This is a genomic window from Chryseobacterium sp. Chry.R1 (assembly GCF_039645525.1).
GTDB lineage: Bacteria > Bacteroidota > Bacteroidia > Flavobacteriales > Weeksellaceae > Chryseobacterium > Chryseobacterium proteolyticum.
Map to the genome: position 1 here is coordinate 1,510,382 of NZ_CP151793.1, position 23,045 is coordinate 1,533,426.

Genomic DNA, 23,045 nt, shown 5'->3' on the forward strand with positions numbered 1-23,045 from the left:
TTATATAAACTAAATTATTACAGAAAGTAATATTTTTGAATAGATTATTAATTCAAAAATGGAAAAACATCTTGAAAATGATTTGTCGGAAATCGGCAACTTATTAGAAACTATAAAAAAGCAGGGGCTGGCTTATCTGGATGCTTTACCCGATAGAAAAACATCCGTTGATTCAAAGGAATATGCTTCCGAAGACAAAGTACCAGAGTCCGGATATGGAACAAAAAAGGTGTTGGAAGTTTTTAATGAAAGATTTGAACCGGTTATGGTTGGATCATCAGGTCCCAGATATTGGGGCTTTGTTACAGGAGGTTCCACTCCTGCTTCTATTGCCGGAGACTGGCTGGCTTCTGTTTATGACCAGAATACCCAATCAACAAAAGGGCAGGGAGGTATTTCTGCGATTATAGAGCTGGAAACCATACAATTAATGCTCGATCTTTTGGGGCTGCCGAAAAATTTTCTCGGTGGCTTTGTAACCGGAGCAACAATGTCTAATTTTACCTGTCTTGCAGTAGCAAGACAATGGTTAGGAAGAGAAAAAGGAAAAGATATTGCAAAAGACGGCATTTCGATACCCATAAAAGTGCTTACCGCGACACCCCATTCTTCAAGCCTTAAATCACTATCACTTTTAGGGATAGGAAGCGGAAATATTGTGAAAATTAAAACAATAGAAGGGAATAGGGAAGCGATGAATATAGATGATCTAGAAAATCGTATCATTGAATTAAAAGAGGAGCCATTTATCCTGATCTCCAGTGGTGGAACTGTGAATACGGTAGATTTTGATGATTTTAAGGCAATAGCTGAACTTAAAAAAAAGCATAACTTCTGGTGGCATATTGATGCTGCATTTGGAGGATTTGCAGCTTGCTCAGATGAAACCAAACATCTTTTGGAAGGCTGGGAGCAGGCTGACAGTATTACTGTGGATTGCCATAAATGGTTAAACGTTCCTTACGAAAGTGCAGTGTTTTTCGTAAAAGATCAGTACAGGTTATTACAGGTAGAGACATTCCAGAATTCCAATGCTCCATATCTCGGGGATCCGTTGGAAAACTTCAGTTATCTGAACTTTCTTCCTGAAAACTCAAGAAGGTTAAAAGCCTTACCTTCCTGGTTTTCAATAATGGCCTATGGAAAACAAGGGTATCAGGAAATAGTTGAAAATAATATAAGATGGGCCAAACAGCTTGGTCATTTTATAGATTGCAGTTCGGATTTTAAACTTCTGGCACCTGTCCGTCTGAATACGGTGTGTTTCACTTTGAAAAATAAAGCTGATCAGGATAAGGTTAATGAATTCTTAGAAAAATTAAATAGTACAGGAAAAGTATTTATGACACCTACTTTTTATAATCAGCATAAAGGGATCAGGGCTGCATTTGTAAATTGGAGAACCAATGAAAATGATATAAGTATGGTTTTTGATCTCATGAAGGAGATATCAGAGACATTGAACTAAAAAATAACGCTGTAGAACCAATCGTTCTACAGCGTTTTATTTTTGATCAGATCACAAAACCAAAAGACATATTCATCACCATTTTCATGATCCTCTGCATTTGGTTTTGGATAGGTTTTTTTTACAATATCACCAATTTCAAACTGAATTGGTGTTTTAAAAATGGGACCATCAAAAGTAAAAGTATGGAACTCGCCATTTTCTCCGCAAGGGTCTACATTTTCAGGTAAGTCCGAGATGAAATTTTCATCAATAATCCTCCCTGCAAAACTTTTATCTAAATAGGTTTCATTGACGCAGGTTACGATCGTTTTAAAATCCAGATCAAGAAATTCATGAATAAGTTTTTTCGTATCTTTTTTCCAAAGTGGAAAAACAGCTTCCATCCCGATGGATTTCAATTGGTCTTCCCTGTATTTTCGCAGATCTTCGAGAAAAATATCTCCAAATATGGAATGGGTGACTCCACGTGACTTTATACCGGTCATCGTTTTGTTCATGATGTCGCGGTATTGTTCCATAGATGGTTCTTTAGGAAGTTCCATTTTAATTAAAGGAAGTCCTATGCTTGAAGCTTGTTCTTCCAATAGAGAAACATGAACCCCATGCATGGAAATCCGCTGATATTCCTGATTGATACTGGTAAGAAGACCAATTATATCTAATTTTTCCTCTTTAAAGGTTTTATATAATGCAAGGGCAGAATCTTTTCCGCTACTCCAGTTGAATAAGGCTTTGGGTTTCATGTATTACTATTTCAGATGCCTATTTTTGGATTTCTTTTATCGGAATAAATGCACCATTAAGGTAGTCAATCTTTAGTTCAAATGGGTAAGCAGAAGATGAACTGGAAGCAATTAAGCCTCCGACAATCCCAAAAAATATAGACGCTGTGACCACATCTCCCATTTTTGCGCTTCCTTTTACTTTACCGGTAAAATAGAAATCACCATCCTTCTTTTCAGCTTTTGAGAAAGCATTTTCCATCGGGACATAGATATAAGGAGATCCTTGATATACCAATGCATAATAGTCATTTTTTTTGATCTCCTTTTCTTTTGCATCAATAGTTTCGTATACCTTAATGATCTTTGGAGACTTGCCATAAAATTTGGCATTGGCAATTTGTTTTTCAGGTTCCTGATTTTTAAATGAATTATAATCTTTATATAAACCTTCCTTGAGTTGATCAGAGCTGTATAGACTCAGTTTTTGCTTTTCAATCGCATCAAAATTCTTTACATCTTCCAGAGTATAATGATCTGTTGCGGTTGCTTTTTTTGAAATATTTTTGCTGATAAAATTACTCACCATCTCACTCCCTTTTTTCATCGTTGCTTTGGTAACGTCCATTGAGGAATGATCAATAACAGAGTCGATTTTGTCAAGATAGGAGTAGGTTCCATCATCATTTTTTGCAAATAAAAATGCCTGAAAATAGCAATATCCATGTTCACTGAACGCTCCTGTTACTTCTGCAAAGTATAATTGTTTAAGATACATAACGATGGTGCCATCTTCTACATTGCTTCCATTAATATGGTTCAAAAGATTTTGAAACTGATTGGCAAGGCTTACTACGGGAACAACCTTAGCCTTTGCGTTGAATGCTCCTTTCTGTACAATCCCCAGTGAAGTGGTATCTGTCCTTATGTCAATAAGCTTAATGGTTTTATAATAGCTTTTCTCCAGTTTTTGATCAGGAAAGCTGATTGAGAAATCTTCTGTGCGTTTCTGAGAAAATAGTAAGATAGAGAACAATAGCATTGAAAGAATGCTGATTTTGTTGATGTATATTTTCATGACAATGAATATAATGATGATGTTTTATTTGCGAAAATAAAGAATCTGCCTGAGATTTAATGGATTTTTTATTCGTATAAATATTTCAATCAATGATGAGAAAAACTTATTAAATTTAAGAACGAAATTTATTAAATGCTATGAAAAACTTACTACTTGGGACAGCTGTCCTATTTTTTACAGGAACTATTAATCCTGTTTTTTCACAGAGTACCGAGGCTCCTAAATTTATTAGCAATACGGAAGGTATTAAAGAGTATACTCTTAATAATGGGATGAAAGTACTTCTGATTCCTGATCCTTCCCAAAGCAATATGGTTGTGAATATTGTGTATAATGTAGGATCAAAAGATGAAGGATATGGTGAAAAAGGAATGGCACATTTGCTTGAGCATATGTTGTTCAAGAGTACCAAAAACCTTGGAGATATTAAAAAGCAGCTTTCTGATAAAGGTGGGCAGGCTAATGGGACAACCTGGTATGATAGAACAAATTATTATGAAATTTTCCCGTCCAATGAAGAAAACCTGAAATGGTCTTTACAGATGGAAGCGGACAGAATGATCAATGCTACGATTTTACAGAGTGATCTGGATAAAGAGTTTTCCGTGGTTAGAAACGAATTTGAAATTGGAGAGAATAATCCTACAAGAGTGATGATGCAAAATGTATTTTCTAATGGATACGTTTGGCACAATTACGGGAACAGCACAATTGGCAGTAAGGAAGATATTGAACGGGTAAAAGCTCCGACCTTAAGAAAATTCTATGAGAAATATTACCAACCCGATAATGCAACTCTTATTGTTGCAGGAAAATTTGATGAGAAAAGCGCATTGAAATATATTTCTGATTATTTTTCAGTAATTAAAAAACCTTCACGTGAATTAGGAGGAACATATACCGTAGAGCCAGCTCAGAATGGAGAAAAGTATTTTGAAATCAAGAGAAATAATGATCAGCAGATTATAGCTGCAGGTTATCATACTTCTGCCTATGCAGATAAAGATTATGCAGCATTATCTGCACTTTATGAGATTCTCACCTCAAATCCTTCCGGATATTTATATAAAAGTCTGGTGGAAACTCAGAAGGTTTCCGAAGTCTGGACATTCAGCCCTGTTTTAAGAGATCCGGGGATGGTGTATTTTAATTTTGATGTTCCAAAAGATAAGAACTTAGACGAAACCACCAAACTCGTAAGGGCAGAACTGGATAAAATCTCCTCCATTCAATTTACTCAGGATGATCTTAAAAGAGCGAAAGCGAAACTGATTAAAGACATTGAAAACCAGAAAAATAATACCATTAATTTTGCAATTAATCTTACCGAAATTATCGGAGCAGGAAACTATAAATTAAATTTTCTGTACCGTGATCATGTAGAAAATCTAAAACTGGAAGATATCAGCAAGGTTGCTCAAAAATATTTTAAAAACAACAACCGTACGATGGGTGTTTTCCGACCTTCTCCTAATGAAGAAAGGGTATTCCCTACAGAATTCAGGGATAACCAGATTGCAGATCTGGTAAAAGATTACAAAGGAAGAGCTTTGGAGAAAGAACCAGCCCCTTTCGAAGCTTCCATTGCAAATATTAAGAAAAACCTTACTGAAGGAAAGTTGTCTAATGGGATGAAGTATGGGCTTATCAATAAAGAGCTTAAGGGAGAAAAAATTCAAGCGAATTTCCGTTTAAGAATCGGAAATGAAAAAGACCTGCAAGGCAAAGAAGCTATTGGAAATATTACTGCTTCTTTATTGAAATCGGGAACCAAAACCAGAACAAAAGAGCAAATAAAAGATGAATTAGATCAAATGAAATCTTCTGTGTATGCTTACGTATATGACCAGAATTTAATCATTGGAGTGAATACTTACAAACAGTATTATCCAAAAGTAATGGCCATCGTACAGGATATACTGACAAATTCTACTTTCCCGGAAAACGAAATTGCTAAAACTATTACTGAAGTAAATACTCAGTTGGAAGGACAATTAAAGGATCCTCAAGCTATTGCGGGTAATGAGTTACAGAGACTGGCATCCCCATACCCTAAAACGAGTATCTTCTATGTAGCTTCCCTACAGGAGCAAATTGATGAAAATAAAAAAGTAACTAAAGCCCAGATTGTTGATTTCTATCAGAATATTATGGGAGCATCCAATGGCGTAGGTACTGTAATCGGGAATATTGATCCAAAAATTGCTTCTTCTGAATTAGAGAAAACATTTGGAAAATTTACTGCTAAATCAAAATTTGTAGAGGTAAAACCAACATTCTTTGAAACTAAAAAACAAGATAAAAATATCATAACTCCAGATAAAGAAAATGCAGTTGCCCTTGGAACTTCAAGCTTCAAGATGTCGCAGGACCATCCTGATTACCCGGCTTTAGTTATGGCAAATGAAATTTTAGGAAGTGGAGGATTCCTTTCTGCAAGATTACCAATGAGGTTGCGTGAAAAAGAAGGGATTTCATATGGAGTTGGTTCATATCTGGATGTTCCTGTTTCAAATGATGTTGCTTCATGGACTTATTATGCTTTTTTAAATCCTACAAAAAGAAATGCTGTAGAAGCTGCTATTAAAGGGGAAATTAACAAAGCATTGGCTTCAGGTTTTACGCAGGAAGAAATTGATTCCAATAAAAAAAGTTATGCTAATGGAAGGAAAACCAGTTTAGGCTCTGATGGAACATTGGTTAACCTTGTAAATACTCAGCTTCTTTTTGGAGTTTCATTGGATAAATTTGATGAACAAAATACAAAAATTCAGAACCTGAAATTATCCGAAGTGAATGCTGCTTTGAAAAAATATCTTTCTGAGAATAATATTATTTCTGTTTTCGCCGGAGATTTCAATAAAAAATAGAAGTCTTATCAGATACAATTCAAATAAAAAACCGCAGAAATCCTGCGGTTTTTTTATTCATAATATAATATTGATTACATATTACGTCTGTATTTACCTCCTACTTCAAATAAAGCATTGGTAATTTGCCCAAGAGAGCAATATTTTACAGCATCCATCATAACAGCAAAGAGGTTTTGCTGATTAATAGCTGCATATTGTAATTCTTTTAAAGCTGCCTCAGATTTATCAAGATTGGCTTGTTGGAAATTGTGAAGTGTTTCAATCTGAACCTGTTTTTCTTCTTCAGTAGATCGAATAACTTCTCCCGGACGAACAGTTGGTGAGCCATCTTTACCCAGGAATGTATTTACTCCGATTATAGGATATTCTCCGGTATGCTTCAGCCATTCGTAATGCATGGATTCTTCCTGGATTTTTGAACGTTGATACATGGTTTCCATCGCCCCAAGTACACCTCCTCTTTCTGTAATCCTGTCGAATTCTGCATACACAGCTTCTTCAACCAGATCCGTTAATTCTTCAATGATGAATGAACCCTGAAGCGGATTTTCATTTTTCGCCAGACCAAGCTCTTTATTAATGATCAGCTGGATAGCCATTGCTCTTCTAACGGATTGCTCTGTAGGAGTTGTAATGGCCTCATCGTAAGCATTCGTATGAAGTGAATTACAGTTGTCATAAATGGCATATAAAGCCTGAAGAGTTGTTCTGATGTCATTGAAATCAATTTCCTGCGCATGCAGTGAACGTCCGGAAGTCTGAATGTGATACTTCAGCATCTGACTTCTTTCATCTGCTCCATATTTTATTTTCATGGCTTTTGCCCAGATTCTTCTTGCAACACGCCCGATCACTGAATATTCGGGATCGATACCATTTGAAAAGAAGAATGAAAGGTTAGGAGCAAAATCATTGATGTCCATTCCTCGGCTTAAATAATATTCCACATACGTGAAACCATTGGCCAATGTAAATGCTAACTGGGAAACTGGATTCGCCCCGGCTTCAGCAATATGATACCCGGAAATGGAAACAGAATAGAAGTTTCTTACTTTTTCTTTTATAAAGTACTCCTGAACGTCGCCCATTAATCTCAAAGCAAATTCCGTAGAGAAGATACAGGTATTTTGTGCCTGATCTTCTTTTAATATATCGGCTTGTACAGTACCTCTTACAGTGGCAATCGTATGAGCTTTAATTTTTTCATATTCTTCTTTAGGAATAACTTCATCTCCGGTAATTCCCAGTAATTTTAGTCCTAATCCATTGTTGGAAGGAGGAAGCTCTCCATTATAATGGGGCCTTTGCAATCCTTTGTCATCGAACTTGGCTTTAAGAACAGCTTCTACTTTACCTTCAAGTTTATGCTCCGCAATATATTTTTCAACATTCTGGTCTATCGCTGCATTCATAAAAAAGGCAAGCAACATAGGAGCAGGTCCGTTGATGGTCATAGAAACCGAAGTCATTGCATTAATAAGGTCGAAGCCGGAATACAGTTTTTTAGCATCATCCAGTGTCGCAATAGAAACTCCTGCATTTCCGATTTTACCATAGATATCTGGGGGTAAGGCAGGATCCTGGCCATATAATGTTACTGAATCAAAAGCTGTAGATAAACGCTTAGCAGGCATTTCCGCAGAAACATAATGGAATCTTCTGTTCGTTCTCTCCGGTCCACCTTCTCCCGCAAACATCCTTGTAGGATCCTCTCCGGTTCTTTTGAAGGGATAAATTCCGGCAGTGAAAGGGAAGCTTCCCGGAAGATTCTCTTTACCTTTCCATAGAATAAGATCTCCCCAGTCATTATATTTTGGTAATGCAATTTTAGGGATCTTCAGATGAGACAGGGATTCTGTTGAGGTTTCTACCTTAATTTCTTTTCCACGAACAAAATATGAATAGAATTCCTGATGAAATGCCTTTTTGGTGTCATCCCAGTTTTTAAGGAAATCAATATTCTCCTGCTGGAGGTCCTTTTCTGCCTTTTGGTATTCGGCATCTAAAGTTTCATTAGAGATAATTTTTTTCACACCATCAATATGATACATTTTTCTGGCAAGCTCAGCCTGCTTTTCAATGTTTACATCATACTGCTTATTGTTTTCCACGATCTCTGATAAATAACGAACTCTTTTAGGTGGAATTATGGTCACTTCATCTGTGATTTCCTGCTCAACGAAAGTATTGAGGTTTAGCCCCGAAAATTTGTCGTTAACTTTAGAAATTAATCTGTTGTATAGTTCTGTAGTACCGTGATCGTTAAACTGTGAAGCCTTTGTAGCATATACCGGCATGTCATCCAATGGGCTCTCCCATAAAAGATGGTTTCTCTGGAACTGTTTTCTCACGGCCTGTAAAGCATCCAATGCGCCACGTTTATCCGATTTGTTTAGAGCTACAAGATCTGCATAATCAAGCATGTCTATCTTTTCCAGCTGTGTAGATGCTCCGTATTCAGGAGTCATTACATACATGGAAACATCTGCAAAGTCTGAAACTTCAGAGCCTGATTGTCCGATACCGGAAGTTTCAAGGATAATAACATCCGGGTGGGCAAGTTTTAAAACATTCAAAGCGGAATGAATAAATGGAGAAACGGATACATTGTTTTCTCTGGTTGCCATGGACCGCATATAAACTCTTGGATCATTGATCGCATTCATACGGATTCTGTCTCCAAGTAATGCTCCTCCTGTTTTCTTTTTAGATGGGTCAATAGATATAATCGCTATTTTCTTATCTGTATTGGAACGCAGAAAACGTCTTACCAATTCGTCAGTCAATGAGGACTTACCGGCACCACCGGTACCTGTAATACCAATAATGGGAATATTCAGATCTTTTGCTTTTTCATCGATAGCTTTAGCAAGCTCCGGTTTTTCATCAGAGAAGTTTTCAACAGCAGAGATAATTTTAGCAATGCTGGTTGAATTTTCGAAATTGATAGAGTCCAGATCCTGTGCTGTTACATCTTTTCCTGTGGCAAAATCTGATCTGTTAACCAGATCATCAATCATTCCCTGAAGGCCAAGCTCTCTTCCATCATCCGGGGAATAAATTCTGTCGATTCCATAAGACATAAGATCTTGGATTTCTTCCGGCAGGATTACTCCTCCTCCTCCTCCGAAGATTTTGATTTGTGGCGAATTTTTTTCTCTCAGAAGATCATAAATATATTTGAAATATTCATTGTGTCCTCCCTGATAAGAGGTTAAAGCTATAGCATTTGCATCTTCCTGGATGGCAGTATTTACAACTTCTTCAGCTGATTTGTCATGTCCAAGGTGAATGACTTCGCAGCCGGTTCCCTGAATAACACGACGCATAATATTAATTGCCGCATCATGTCCGTCAAATAATGACGCTGCTGTTACAATTCTAACTTTGTTTTTAGGGGTATATTTTTGGGTTTCCATAAAAAATCTAGAAAATTTCTGAATTTCCAAATATAACAATAATACAGAACATAATATTGAACTTTATATTTCTTTAATTCAGGTGTTTAGGTGTTTTTGTCAAAATTCACGCTCTCCATTTCCTTTGCATTCTGCACGGAAATAATAGGTAAATTAATTACTTTTGCATCATATATTATTATATGCAGAAAGCTTCGATTTATTTTGCGATAGGAACTGTGATCAGTTTTCTTATTAACTATTTCTTCTTAAGCAGTCAGAATATCGGGCTAGACCTATATTATGCTGTTGCTTTTGGTTTTGCGTGGGGATTGGCTTATTATTTAGATACGCCTAATTTTTCACTGCCTCAAAAGTTGGGATTGTCTTTCGCGGCAATGGCTGTTTTGGTGTTGGTGGGGTCTGTTCTTTTTGATTTGAAACTTGCGATTCCTTCTATTCTTAAATTTTCTACTGTATTTGTAGCTTATTATTTAATTGCGAGTTTTAGAGGCAGTAAGTCTTTACGTAATTAATGCATCGTTATAAAACTGATGTAGCTTAATATCATTAGCATAAAGAGTAATCCGATACAGTTGATGATAAATAGCAATGAACCTTTTAATATGCTTTTCCTCTTGCTGTTTTCATAAAGCCTGTGGTGGGCAATAAAGAAATAGGCTGAGGTATAAAAGAATAAAGCACAATAGAATAATCCAAAAATAATTTTGATAGGGGTATAGTTGGGCAGTATTGCTGTAAGATGGTTGGCGAGAATGAAGATCAGGGTAGTTAATAAGAGAAAAGAAAAGTAATGAAGGGTAAATATTCCATGATCAAAGTACCACCATTTTTTCTTATTGTGAAATACCCATAGAAAGAATGCGAATATAGGTAAGTAAATAAAAAGGGCTTTTGGGAAAGAGTGGATGAATGTATCTACAAAACGGCCTATTATTTCTTTTCTTTTCAAACCTCTGTCCTGTAAATGGAATATTTTTTTAGCAAAAGGTCTTAAAGATTTATAATTTCCACCTCCTTTTTTGCTTAGCGAATCATATTGTTTCATCGATGTCGCTCCTAATATTGCAAATTGGTCTTTTTCAGAACTTAGCACTTCTTTTTTGTCAATAAGATCCTCAATTTTTTTTATTTTGGATATGCTTTTATGTACAATGCTGTCATTTTTATTATACCCTTCTGCAAGCATTCCGGATTTTACACTATCAATTATTTTTGCAGTCAGTTCTTTTTTCTGCTCTTTTTCTTTTTGTATGGAATGTTTTTCAGTTGCTTCATCATCTGTATCTTCTGACTGAGGGAAAAGGGTAGGGACGAAAAAAGTTATAAAACTCACAAATATGTAAAGCTTTACAGGGGCCACGTAAATTTGTCTTTTTCCGGATAGATATTCTTTGGTTAATTTTCCCGGCTGAAATAGCAGGTACTTTATCGTTTTCCAGAATTGTCCATCATAATGAGTAAAATCTTCAATGAAATGGGTGAAAAGAAAATAGAAGGGTTGTCTCGGTTCTGTATTTTCCTGTCCACAGTGTGGGCAGAATCTCTCTTCTACAAGGTGTCCGCAGTTGAGGCAGTTTTTTTCTTCTCTTATTTTTCCGTGACTCATGACTATTAAGGCTTTGCGGCAAATATAATTATTTCGAGAATGAAAAATAATTTTTTACATCAAATTAATGTAAAATATAATTTCACGGATAGGTAATTGATAATAATAATGGGGTATCTTTGAATAAAAGTTAATAAAGTAAGAGTTTAGTGACTAAACTCTTTACTTTATCACCTGTGTTTTTAGAATCTTCTAAAACTTTTTTTTCATCGAATATGATTTTGCAATATCTGTGCCAAGAATATTTTCCATAGATGAAATCTGTCGAATCGTTTAAGCTAAACCCATAACCTGCATATTAAATCAAATATGTTTTTCCATTACAAATTTAATTTGTATCTTTGCACACCCTTAGAGGGAAAATTATGTTTAATCTTTAACTAAAACGTGTGAATACATTAAGTTACAAAACTGTTTCAGCGAACAAAGCTACTGCTAATAAAGAATGGGTTGTGGTAGACGCTGAAGGACAACCGTTGGGAAGACTAGCTTCTCAGGTTGCAAAGATTTTGAGAGGTAAGCACAAAACAAACTTTACACCTCACGTAGATTGTGGTGATAATGTTATTGTTTTGAATGCTGGGAAAATTACGCTTTCCGGAAACAAGTGGGAAGATAAGACTTACATCTGGCATACAGGATATCCAGGAGGTCAAAAATCTATGACTGCGGCTGAACTTCAAAAGAAAGATTCTTTGAAAGTATTAGAAAAGTCTGTAAAAGGTATGTTACCTAAAAACAGATTAGGTTCTGCTTTGTTCAAAAACCTTTACTTATATGAAGGAACTGAGCACAAGCATGAAGCTCAACAGCCTAAAACAATTAATATTAACGAATTTAAATAATTAATATGTCTACAGTTCATAAAATTGGTAGAAGAAAGACTTCTGTAGCAAGAGTTTACGTAAAGCCAGGTACTGGTAACATTACAGTAAACGGTAAGGACGCTAAAGATTATTTCTCTACAGACGTAATGGTTTACAAGTTAAATCAACCATTTATCCTTTCTGAAACTGTTGGTCAGTACGATGTTACCGTAAATGTTTTCGGTGGTGGAAATACAGGACAAGCAGAAGCTATCAGATTAGGTATTTCAAGAGCTTTATGCGAAATCAACGCTGAGTTCAGATTAGCATTAAAGCCAGCTGGTTTACTTACAAGAGACGCAAGAATGGTGGAAAGAAAGAAGCCAGGTCAGAAAAAAGCAAGAAAGAGATTCCAATTCTCAAAACGTTAATTTTTTTCAGACATCAGATTGGAGACATCAGATTTCAGACTTTTTCTTGTCTGGTATCTTATATCTGAAATCTATTAATCTAAATTTTAAATTGCCCGTTACGTTTAGCATCCAAACGCTTCTCCCATCTAAAGAAGTTGTTGATTGTTTAAAAGACGGAAAGTAAACTAACAAAAACAGAAAACATGGCAAAAGCAAATGTAAAAGACCTTTTAGAGGCTGGTGTACACTTCGGTCACATGACTAGAAAGTGGAATCCAAATATGGCTCCATACATTTTTATGGAGAAAAATGGTATTCACATTGTAGACTTACATAAAACAGCAGTAAAGTTGGATGAAGCTTGTAGCGCTTTAGAAAAACTTACTTCTGCAGGTAAAAAAGTTCTTTTTGTAGCTACTAAGAAGCAAGCAAAAGAAGTTGTTGCTAAGCACGCTTCAGAACTTAATATGCCTTATATTACAGAAAGATGGCCAGGAGGAATGTTAACAAACTTTGTTACAATCAGAAAGGCTGTTAAGAAAATGAACTCTATCGATAAAATGAAAAAAGATGGAACGTTCGAAACTTTATCTAAAAAAGAGAGACTTCAGGTAGACAGACAAAGAGCTAACCTTGAGAAGAACTTAGGTTCTATCTCTGACATGGTTCGTCTTCCTTCTGCAATATTTGTTGTTGATATCTTAAGAGAGCACATCGCTGTAACTGAAGCTAAAAAATTAGGTATTCCAGTTTTCGGTATCGTAGATACCAACTCTGATCCTAGAAAAGTAGATTTCGTTATTCCTGGAAATGATGATGCTTCTAAGTCTATCGATATGATCTTAAATGTTGTTTCTGATTCTATCAGAGAAGGTCAATCTCAGAGAAAAGCTGACAAAGAAAAATCTAAAGAAGAAGGAGAAAAAGTATCTGCTGATACAGATGCTGATTTCGATGCAGAATAATTAAAGATTTTCTTTATTATATAAAAGGCCACTAATACAATTAGTGGCTTTTTTTTATGATATAAAAACTTTAGTTGGATAAAGTGATAGAGTAGGAGTTTGTAATAAATTTTGTCGATTGATATACAGAGTTGCAGACCATCCCGGAAAGCTTATAACTTTGATTTTTGGGAAGCATTACGTATCCTATCTTGTTTGCTCCAATTGGTATTTTTCTGTAGTAATTGTTTCCGCTTATTGTAAGGACCATATTACAAGGAGATTTATTCTCTACGGAAAAAGAAGTTTGTGTACTGCCTGATGAGTCATTTAACAGATCATTTAATACTTCAGTTGTTTCAGGCTTATAAGTCTTCATTAATTCATTATACTCACGTTCCGTACTTACGCGTGATGATGTTGCAGAAGTGGATGGAAAAGGATTTCTCCTGATTGGATAATTATTATAATTTACACTACAGCTGATCATTATTAATGAGAGAATGATGCCAGGTAAGAGTAATTTCTTTTTCATATATATTTTTGAAAAGTAAATGTATGATTTTACTTTTTATCTATAAAATTCTATTTCCCTATCTATTCGCATCTTATTAAAGTCAGAATAGTTGTTTTTCATCAAATGTGTTTACATATAAAACCTAACTTATTCTAAACTTTATATAAGTAATAGTCTTTCCTTTTGCGGAAAAAAGTGCTTCATAATACGTTTTTATATCCCTTAAATATTTTGTGTCGGGATCATACTCCGGAGCTCCGTAAATGTCGTGATGGGCAGTGATTATTTCATAGCCGGCTCCCTGTAGAAAACCTAACGTATAGCCATGTAAAAATTCGGAATCTGTTTTCAAATGAATGATTCCGCCTGGTTTTAAGAATTTTTTATACCGATCCAGAAAGTCAGGATGAGTCAGCCTGTGTTTTGTACGTCTGTATTTTATTTGAGGATCCGGGAAAGTGATCCATATTTCATCCACTTCATTTTCGGCAAAGAAGTGATCTACAAGTTCAATCTGAGATCTTAAAAAAGCAACATTAGGCATATTGTTTTCAACAGCCTCTTTAGCTCCGAACCAGAACCTTGCTCCTTTAATGTCTATCCCTATAAAGTTCTTTTCTGGGAATGCTTTTGCAAGACCAACAGAATATTCTCCCTTTCCACACCCTAACTCAAGAACAATAGGATTATTGTTTTTAAAGAAATCAGTTCTCCAATTTCCTTTAAGTTCGAAACCACTTAAAACTTCTTCCCTTGTCGGTTGAATGACGTTAGGTAATATTTTGTTTTCTTCGAATCTTGCTATTTTATTTTTACCCATGACTATAAATGAAAAATCTGGCAAAAATAGTGATTTTTATGCATAACTGGTTTCTTTTGTTCTTAAAAAGAAAAGGTTAATTTTTAGGTTCCGAGGATCCCAGTGCAACCATAATCGGTTTTTGAATCGTTTTTTGAGAGGCATATTGTGCTCCGCAAACAATGCTTGTAAAAAGATAATCTCCTTTTTGTACAACTATGGAGTTTTCATTATGTGCCGGAACAGCGAGTCTGTATTTTGTAGTACCAACACCTTCCATTCTCACGATCATGTTACAGTCTGATTTGTTTTCTATAAGCACGATACATTCTTTGCTCATAGGATCATTATCAAACAATGAATTTAGGATCTGTACTGTCCTGTTCTTATGCTCTGTGGGAGAAACTGCCATCAGCATATTAAATTCTTCTGCTTCAGCATCGGGAATTGCTACCGTTGTTGAAGATGTGTTGACTACAATTGCATTTTGTGCATTACTGGGCGTATAAACGATTGAAGATTGTTTGGCAGCTAATTCTGCTTTGTATTTTGCGATCTGCTTTTGTTTAATGATAGCATTCATTTCATCAAAAGTGATCTTGGTAGATGGCCTCCTTTTAAGCAAAGCAAGCATTTCCTGCATTTCTTTTACTTTTTGATCTGCCGGGTGAGCATTCTTGATGTACTCCCTCATCATATCCATTACTTTCGGTTTTAAAACTGATCTACGGGGATCATCCGGATGGGCATCTCTAAGAAAGGCATTGATCTCATAAATGTTTTTACTTTTTAGAATATTCGTGTAGTCCTTTCCTCTTTTCTGAGCAGAAAGGCTAATAAATAATAGTGTACCAAAAAATAGAAGTAACTTTTTCATCTGACAAATATTAGGTTAAATGGTATCTCTCCTTAATTTGTATTCAGGTCAGTTAGTCTTTAAAAAGATAACGTACCAATATAATTTTTATTTTACACTAGTACGTGAGATAAATTTAAGAATATATTGTATATAAATACAATTTTTTTGTAAATATCTCAATAACTGTATGTTATTTTACAATATCTTGCAGATGGGAGTTCTTTAGCCTTCTTTGATAGATGGGTAAATATTTTTCAATTGGAATTTTTACAGCTTCAAAGTTACCTGCCTGTACATAAGGTTGTATATTCTCTGAAGAATAAACAAATTGTAAAAAGTTATCAATTAAATTTTCAGGAATTTTAAATTTCAGGAAATAATCTTTACCCAAATAGTTCTTTATTTGAGTCACCGAATTATTCATGTTCTCGTAAGCAACATAACGTTGTTTCTTTTTTCTTTCTCCAGATAAAATATCGTAAATGCTTTCAAGACTAAATGTTAAGCCACCGTCACGAAGTCCCGCTACCGGAAGCTGTGGCGGATTGCCGTCTCCCTTAGGTTCCGGAAGGCCAATTACTTTTTTCAGCTCAAGGGCTTTATCTTTCTTAGCTAAGGCATTAACATCATATCGTAAATTTCCTGTAGGTTTAAATCTGCTGATGACAACCTCCTGGATATCATGATAGGCAATTTTCAGCTCGATCAGGCTTTTAATGCCGAACATCTGAGGGGTAAGGCGGATATCTTTTCTTTCTGTAACGATTGAAGTAAAACGTATAACATCTCCCGGGTTAGCCTGAATGTTAAAATCACCATTATAATCCGTAAGAACGGTTCGCTGAGTATTCAGGTTTGTTACATAAACCTGATTTAAATATAATATGGAATTGTCTCTAAGGAATACTTCCCCGGAATATATTTGAGCATTGACCTTTGCAAGAAAAACCAATAGCAAGAGCGTTATAAGTTTCTTCATATAATGTGGCAAAATTACATAGAATTACATCAATTTATACCTAGATAGATAGTGAAAACAGGTTAAAGTTATATTAAACTTTAGTTCATAAGTGTTAATGAATGTTATAACGTTGATTTTTTAGATCATTTTTCTTTCTGTTGATGTTTGCTATCTGTTTTTTACCAAAAGCCAGCTAGAATATTTTACGACAGTACTTGCCCCGTACTCAGTCCAGCTGATGGTATACCAGTATGTTGCTGTATTCACAGGTCTTCCTCCCAGTTTCCCATCCCAGGTATAACGATTACTAGCAGTGCCTCTGAAGATTTCCGCGCCGTACCGGTCATAAATTCTAAACTCAATATTATCTTTTGTCATCAATGCGGAATAATCTATTCCATCATTATGACCATCATCATTTGGAGTGATGGTGTTGATCAGATTGATGATGGTAAAAGGCCTCTGAACTTCATTACATCTTTTGGAATCCCTTACATAAATAATATAGCTCCCTCGTGGCAGGTTTTGAAAAACGTTTGAAATCTGCCAGGTTGTTCCATCGAGTGAGTATTCATAAGGAGGAGTTCCTCCACTTGCCCCTATAGTTACTGTACTCCCGTTAATCTCTATGGAAACAATGGCTGGAGATTGAGATTCGGTAACATTTACAAACTGTCTGTAAATACAACCATTGTATTGCAGGTCTACCCAATAACTTCCTGCAGGTACATTGGAAATAGAAGATGTTGTTGCCCCCGTGCTCCAAAGGTAGCTTTCAAAGCCAGGACCTGCATCTAAAGTTGTTTTGGTATTAGGGCATATAATCTGATCAGTAAGTAAGTCTGATCGTTTAGGAGTTTTTATGGTTATGATTATCTTTCCTATTTCTGCACAAACTCCCTGCTTTTGAAATCTTACGAAAGTAGTTTGTGTGCCCGTAAGGATTACGGGGTTATTGATTGGATTGATGTTATTCTGAGCATCTGTAAGAGTTGCAAAAAAAGTAGCGTTTACTGAAGGGTCTGTTGTAAATTGTGTGATATACTGACTTAAATTTACTTGTTTTATTCCGTCCAGATCATCATCACAAAAACTCTCCGTTACTGTATTTTTAAGTAAAGGAATTCTTGCACCTAATGTAAATGTAAGGGGCTGGATTACCTTTGCACATCCGTCGGGAGAATCTACCCTTATGTAAATGGTTGTGGTAGCACTGTAGCTCCAGGTGTTGGGTAAATTATTGGCATTTCCGGCATCAGCATCAGCTAGATTTGCATAATATCTTACGTTTGTAAAATAAGTACTGTTTGTAAGCACCAGGGGAGTAATATTTGATAATATAACCGTTACTATACCATCAAAATTATCATCACAGAAAGTACCATTATAATTCTGCAGAACAATTGCTACCGGGTACAGATTGAGTGTGATCTGAGCAATGCTTTTACATCCGGAAGGGTTTTTTACCACAGCATAAATGATAGTTCCATTCGGAGCTGTATAGTTATTGGGATTTGTAATCAGAGCAGCAGCATTTTCTGTTTGCGCATCAGTCAAAGTAGGGTAATAGGTAATGGTTACAGGTGTACTGGTAGTAACATTCGCTGAAGTAAGATTGAAGGTGCCCTGACCGTTGATATCGCAGGCAGATAAAGTAGCATTAGTTACCGTTAAAACCTGAATGTGTATCGTAACAGTCACAGTTTCGCAATCAGGAAAATCCGGATCGTTTCCACAAAATGTGTAAGTAAAGGTATCTGTTCCGGCAGTTCCCGGATTAGTTACATTATATGTGATGGCCCCTGTAGTAGGATTTATCGTTGCTGTTCCTAATGTAGGGGGCGTTAAGATGGCTATTGTTGAGATTACTGGTGTCTGGGTAGAAGAACTAAATACAGGGTTAATTGTATGGCTTGTACAAACATCATATGAGGCGTTGCTGAGTTTAGTACAATTTAAGACTTTATAAGGCTCGGTAATTAATGGAGCACAGCTACCCATTGTAACGGCACAAGTATAATTTCCGGACTGGGTTGGGGTATATGAAACATTCGTTGCTCCCGGAATAAGAATTCCATTGCGATACCATTGATAGGCGTTATAAATAACAGGGTCTACAGTAAGAACAATTCCCGGAGCACAGTCGCCCCCTGATTTTAAAATAACAGGTTGGGTAGGGAAGCCTGCAAAAAATCCTCCATAACCAACAGCGTCACTTCCGGCATTGATTCCGGCCGTAATTGCTTTATCGGAAACAACGGTAATGGTTCCCGTAACATTAGAAATTCCATAAGTTACCCAGTTATTTGTCCCTGTCATATTAAACGGTCCCGTTGTGGCAGGTGGTGTAATGCCGTTCACTGTTACATTGGCTCCTTTTTCGGTGATAAGATTAAGTTTTGTTGGAATGCTGAGAATTCCATTTGGATTATTATTGGAGTGGACAAAATTTTCATCTATAAATCCCAGTTCATTAATTTGCTTGGGAAGATAACAGTTGAGGGCAGGGATAAAATTAAAGCCCCCTGTAGCCACCTCATTTCCTGCGGTTGCATCCCCGGCTAACATCTGATATACGTAAGTATTTTTTGTCGTTTTAATATATAAATTATAGTGACCGTTTCCTTGCAGCTGGTACTTGGTATCTGGAATAATAAAGTATTGTCCTGTATTTAATGTAGCAATAGGAACGACTTCGTTATTTACACGGATTTGGGTATTATCTTCTGTTGCAATTACTAATGCCTCCTCCATATTGGCGCCGATATTTCCGTTTCCCTTGACGAGAGCAAATTCATTTCCGAGCCTGTCAACGGGAACAGCCTGATCCATTAGAATATCTGAACTGGTCGGGTAATTCCCTGCATACTGGCCATTAAAATTTCCATTGGTGATATTTACAGGTTTATTGGCGGTTATTTTCGCTCCAATAAATCCGTCAAAGTTTCCGGCAATATCTCCGATACCATCTATAATATAGGATTTTCCCTTATTAAGTGTAAATGTAATCACAGGGTTAGTAGCTCCTGTTGTTCCATTTGAAAACTGGACAGTAGGCTTATATCCGGATATGGTAACCGTTGTATTATCTTCAGTAGCCAGGATACTGGTCATAAAGTTTAAAATAATATTAGTAACACTGATCGGAGCATTGGCTGCGTAAAAAACTTTTCCAGTCGAGGGAATACCTTTTGAAGTGATAATTTCAGCATGATTGAATACGGAAAATCTCAAATTTGCGTAAAAAGGAAATTCTGCTTTTAAATAAAGGCCTTTAGATGTGGGAGTAAATAGGTCCGTTTGCTGTGTTGTGATGATATAATCCCTTAATACATCAAATTTTTGAGGATTATTCTTACTGATGTTTACGGTACCGATTAATACATTATTATTATAAATACTTACAGGGAATGATGTTGTCCGGTTGGTAGAAAGATACAGTTTCTGATAGGGATTCGGATTTCCGGTTCTGTCTACCATCGGGGCAAACCAATGTTCTCTGTCCAATTGGGCAGATACAGACGAGAAAATATAAAATATAAATAAAAAAGATAGAATTTTATTCATTTAGTACTAGCTTTTAACGCAAATTTAATAATAATAAGTAGTAATATGTTGAAAAAATAATAAAAAAACCACGATTCGAAATCGTGGTTTTTATTATTATTCAAGAAAATCTTATTCTCTGTTTTTTACAAGGATCCAGCCGGAATATTTTATTGGTGTTTGCTTTTTATTAGGCTCATTCCAGCTAATATCAAACCAATAGTTTCCTGTAGATACTCTTTTACTTCCATTGGTTGTTCCATTCCATTTATAGCCATTGGTTTTATCTCCCTGATGGATTTTAGCACCATACCTGTCATAGATATTGAATGTTAAATTTGGTTTGTATGATAATGACGAATAATCAATTACATCATTTACACCATCATCATTTGGTGTAATTACATTAACCAGGTTTGGAATAGTAACGGAAACAAAAATAGGATCACAGTCATAGGCGTCTTTAACATATACAACAGCATCTCCACGTGGAATATTATTAAATACATTAGAGTCCTGCCAGTTTATGTTATCAATAGAATATTTATAAGGAGGAGTGCCTCCTATAGCATATACTGTTATAGCATTACTGGTTATGTCAACATTAGAAATAACAGGTTGCTCTGCGGGATATACATTAACCGTTTGTGTTGTTGTACATTCACCCGTTTTTAATTGGACAGAATAAGTACCGACTCCCACGTTAGTAATAGACTGTGTAGTAGCTCCTGTACTCCATAGATAAGAAGCAAATCCGGGGCCTGCATCAAGTGTGGTTTTATCTTCCATACAGATGATTTTATCAACCAGTACTGTAGATTTTACAGGTGCCAGAACAGTCAGGGTAACTTCCGCAACTCTGTAACATCCGTTGGCATTGCTTACTTTAATATACACAACTCCGGTTGGTGCAATGTAGGTAGTAGGATTTGTAATTTCATTTGTCCCATTTACTGCATCAGTAGGTGATGGGTAATATTTTTTTGTGGTTCCAGCCTGTGTGGTTACTGCAGCCAAAGTAAGATTAAATAGTCCGGTTGAAGGATTTTGCTCCAGGAAGCAGGCTCTCAATGCTGCATTCGTAACAGTTGGCGTTGAAGAAACTGTTAAGTTTAACGTTACCTGTTCGCAATCAATAAATTCCGGAGCATTTCCGCAGAATTTATATACAATAGTATCAGGACCAAAGTATCCGAAATTCGGAACATAAGTAATAACGCCGGTTACAGGATCAATTGTTGCGGTTCCATTCGCTGGTGGAGTTACAATGGTTACCGTTCCCGGAACATAAGTTTGGGTTGAATTTGTAAATTCAGGGACAATCGCCTGGTATCCCTCACACATGATTAGAGATTTTGTAGATTGTTCAAGGCAAGAGAATACTTTGTATACAGGTGTTGTAGCAGGAGGGCAGCTTCCTACGGTAATTCTTACGGTATAATTTCCCGCCTGAGTTGGAGTGTAAGAGTTGGAAGTTGCACCCGGAATTGGATTTCCGTTTAGAGACCATTGGTAGGTTTCAAAACTGTCGTCTACCTCTAAAACTATTCCTGGAATACAGTCTCCGGTTTGCTTCGCGATTACAGGGATTGATGAGAATCCGGCGAAGTATCCGCCATAACCCGCCGTGCTATATCCACCGTTGATTCCGGCAGTTACGGCTTTTGTTGATGTAATGGTAACATTTCCTGTAATTCCTTGTATACCATATGTTACCCATTGTGTATTTCCTGTAAGAGGAAATGGTCCCTGTGCTGCGGTTGGAGTAGCACCATTTACAGTAACTGCTGCACCGGCTTCAGTTAAAATATTAAGTTTCAAATTAACAGTTCCTGTATAGGTTGGCATTTCCTGAATTTTCCCGATTTCATCTATTTTTCGGGGAAGGAAACAATTTAAAGGGGGGATGTAATTGTAACCTCCCGTATTATTGGCAGAGCCGGCACCAATTAATTGGTACAAATAAACATTTTTTGTAGTACGGATATAGATATTAGAGTGACCGCCCGCTTGAGTAGCATAGTCATTGGCCATAATTCTGTAATAGTCTCCCTCGTTGATGGTAGCAACTGGAGTTGTTCCCGCATTAAGATAAATTTCGGTATTGTTTTCTGTGGCAATTATAATTCCTCCTTCCATATTGTTCTGGCTTGTGGAAATACTTTTTACCATGGCAAACTCATTCCCAAGTCTGTTCGTTGGTACGGACTGGTCCATAATTAAATCCGAACCATCAGCAGATGTTGTTGTTGCATAAAACCCATTTGAATTACCATTGGTAACGGATATAGGTTTATCAGCAACAATTTTTGCTCCAATAAATCCCGTCTGGTTAGCAACGGTATTTCCAAGTCCGGCAAGAATATAGGATTGTCCCTTGTTTAATGTCGTCGTAAGTGATAGTGGAGGAGTGGTATTATTAATGAATTGTATATTGGGATCATATCCGGAAATGGTAACGGTAGTATTATCTTCTGTTGCCATTATTCCCGTTGTGAAGTTATTAGATGTGGAACTAACAGTCATAGGAGTCGCTGCGGCATAAAATTGAGTTCCAATTCCCGCTTTCCCCTTAGAAGTAACAATTTCTCCGTGAGAAATATTGTATATTCTTAAAGAAGCGAAATAAGGCTTGTCTCCTTTGGTATAAACTCCAAGATTTGTGGGAACAGCAGCACTTGAAGAGCTTGTTGTTCTAATGTATTGGGCGCCCAAAGTGAAGGATTGGGGGCTGTTTTTACTAATAGTAACGGTTCCGATTAATGCATTATTACTATAAATTTTGACATCAAAAGGAGTGACAGAGTCAGTAGAAAAGTAAAGCCCGTGTGCGTAGTTTGTAGCTGACGAAGATGAGCTATCAAAATAAGGAGCAAACCAATGGTCTGTATCTCTTTGTGCAAAAAGGCAATTATAGGATAATAAAAATAAGAATAAACTAAGTAAAAATCTTTTCATAGATATGGGAATTTAGGATTGTTGCAAAAATAGGAGATTATTTGATATATCATCAATTAATTTGAAA

Annotated in this window: 16 protein-coding genes; 6 read left to right on the top strand and 10 right to left on the bottom strand. The window is 36.2% G+C overall.

All coding sequences use genetic code 11. The annotated features are described in order from the left end of the window. The first annotated feature begins 58 nt into the window (after positions 1-58). Positions 59-1,468, top strand: a complete 1,410-nt coding sequence (locus AAEU33_RS07020) for a pyridoxal-dependent decarboxylase (protein ID WP_345991665.1) — start codon at positions 59-61, stop codon at positions 1,466-1,468. A gap of 26 nt (positions 1,469-1,494) precedes the next feature. Here AAEU33_RS07020 and AAEU33_RS07025 read toward each other — a convergent pair whose 3' ends face one another. Continuing rightward, positions 1,495-2,214, bottom strand: a complete 720-nt coding sequence (locus AAEU33_RS07025) for a diphthine--ammonia ligase (protein ID WP_345991667.1) — start codon at positions 2,212-2,214, stop codon at positions 1,495-1,497. Between the two features lie 19 nt (positions 2,215-2,233). Next, complete coding sequence (locus AAEU33_RS07030; RefSeq protein ID WP_345991669.1) at positions 2,234-3,271, bottom strand: hypothetical protein; 1,038 nt, start codon at positions 3,269-3,271, stop codon at positions 2,234-2,236. 140 nt (positions 3,272-3,411) lie between these two features. Here AAEU33_RS07030 and AAEU33_RS07035 point away from each other — a divergent pair, with 140 nt between their 5' ends. Next, the gene (locus AAEU33_RS07035) at positions 3,412-6,144 is read left to right on the top strand and encodes a pitrilysin family protein (RefSeq protein ID WP_345991671.1); all 2,733 of its coding nucleotides are present in this window, start codon (positions 3,412-3,414) and stop codon (positions 6,142-6,144) included. A gap of 74 nt (positions 6,145-6,218) precedes the next feature. Here AAEU33_RS07035 and AAEU33_RS07040 read toward each other — a convergent pair whose 3' ends face one another. Beyond that, a complete protein-coding gene (locus AAEU33_RS07040) occupies positions 6,219-9,566 on the bottom strand; it encodes a methylmalonyl-CoA mutase family protein (RefSeq protein WP_345991673.1) in 3,348 nt (1,115 codons plus the stop codon). 182 nt (positions 9,567-9,748) lie between these two features. Between AAEU33_RS07040 and AAEU33_RS07045 the strand changes: the two genes are divergently transcribed. Beyond that, positions 9,749-10,081, top strand: a complete 333-nt coding sequence (locus AAEU33_RS07045; RefSeq protein ID WP_172280903.1) for a hypothetical protein — start codon at positions 9,749-9,751, stop codon at positions 10,079-10,081. Here AAEU33_RS07045 and AAEU33_RS07050 read toward each other — a convergent pair. Beyond that, positions 10,078-11,175: a DUF3667 domain-containing protein gene (locus AAEU33_RS07050; RefSeq protein ID WP_345991676.1), complete on the bottom strand. Its 1,098-nt coding sequence runs from the start codon at positions 11,173-11,175 to the stop codon at positions 10,078-10,080. The genes AAEU33_RS07045 and AAEU33_RS07050 overlap by 4 nt on opposite strands. A gap of 389 nt (positions 11,176-11,564) precedes the next feature. Here AAEU33_RS07050 and rplM point away from each other — a divergent pair, with 389 nt between their 5' ends. From rplM to rpsB, 3 genes are all read left to right on the top strand, one after another. Continuing rightward, a complete protein-coding gene (gene rplM, locus AAEU33_RS07055) occupies positions 11,565-12,020 on the top strand; it encodes a 50S ribosomal protein L13 (protein WP_089027987.1) in 456 nt (151 codons plus the stop codon). A gap of 5 nt (positions 12,021-12,025) precedes the next feature. Then, positions 12,026-12,412 carry a 30S ribosomal protein S9 gene (gene rpsI / locus AAEU33_RS07060; RefSeq protein WP_172280899.1) on the top strand — a complete coding sequence of 129 codons (387 nt, stop codon included), beginning with the start codon at positions 12,026-12,028 and terminating at the stop codon, positions 12,410-12,412. Between the two features lie 185 nt (positions 12,413-12,597). After that, positions 12,598-13,359, top strand: coding sequence for a 30S ribosomal protein S2 (gene rpsB / locus AAEU33_RS07065; protein WP_172280898.1), 762 nt, complete (start codon positions 12,598-12,600; stop codon positions 13,357-13,359). Positions 13,360-13,429: 70 nt separating this feature from the next. Here rpsB and AAEU33_RS07070 read toward each other — a convergent pair whose 3' ends face one another. The 6 genes from AAEU33_RS07070 to AAEU33_RS07095 form a co-directional block, all read right to left on the bottom strand. Continuing rightward, entirely contained in the window at positions 13,430-13,873 is a 444-nt protein-coding gene (locus AAEU33_RS07070; protein ID WP_172280896.1) for a DUF6759 domain-containing protein, read from the bottom strand. 124 nt (positions 13,874-13,997) lie between these two features. Then, positions 13,998-14,675, bottom strand: a complete 678-nt coding sequence (trmB, locus tag AAEU33_RS07075) for a tRNA (guanosine(46)-N7)-methyltransferase TrmB (RefSeq protein WP_172280894.1) — start codon at positions 14,673-14,675, stop codon at positions 13,998-14,000. Positions 14,676-14,751: 76 nt separating this feature from the next. Further along, entirely contained in the window at positions 14,752-15,531 is a 780-nt protein-coding gene (locus AAEU33_RS07080; RefSeq protein WP_172280892.1) for a DUF6759 domain-containing protein, read from the bottom strand. Positions 15,532-15,703: 172 nt separating this feature from the next. Beyond that, positions 15,704-16,492 carry a hypothetical protein gene (locus AAEU33_RS07085; RefSeq protein ID WP_172280890.1) on the bottom strand — a complete coding sequence of 263 codons (789 nt, stop codon included), beginning with the start codon at positions 16,490-16,492 and terminating at the stop codon, positions 15,704-15,706. 150 nt (positions 16,493-16,642) lie between these two features. Continuing rightward, entirely contained in the window at positions 16,643-20,041 is a 3,399-nt protein-coding gene (locus tag AAEU33_RS07090; protein ID WP_345991679.1) for a T9SS type B sorting domain-containing protein, read from the bottom strand. A 111-nt stretch (positions 20,042-20,152) separates the two neighbouring features. Further along, complete coding sequence (locus tag AAEU33_RS07095) at positions 20,153-22,978, bottom strand: T9SS type B sorting domain-containing protein (RefSeq protein ID WP_345991681.1); 2,826 nt, start codon at positions 22,976-22,978, stop codon at positions 20,153-20,155. Positions 22,979-23,045 lie beyond the last annotated feature (67 nt).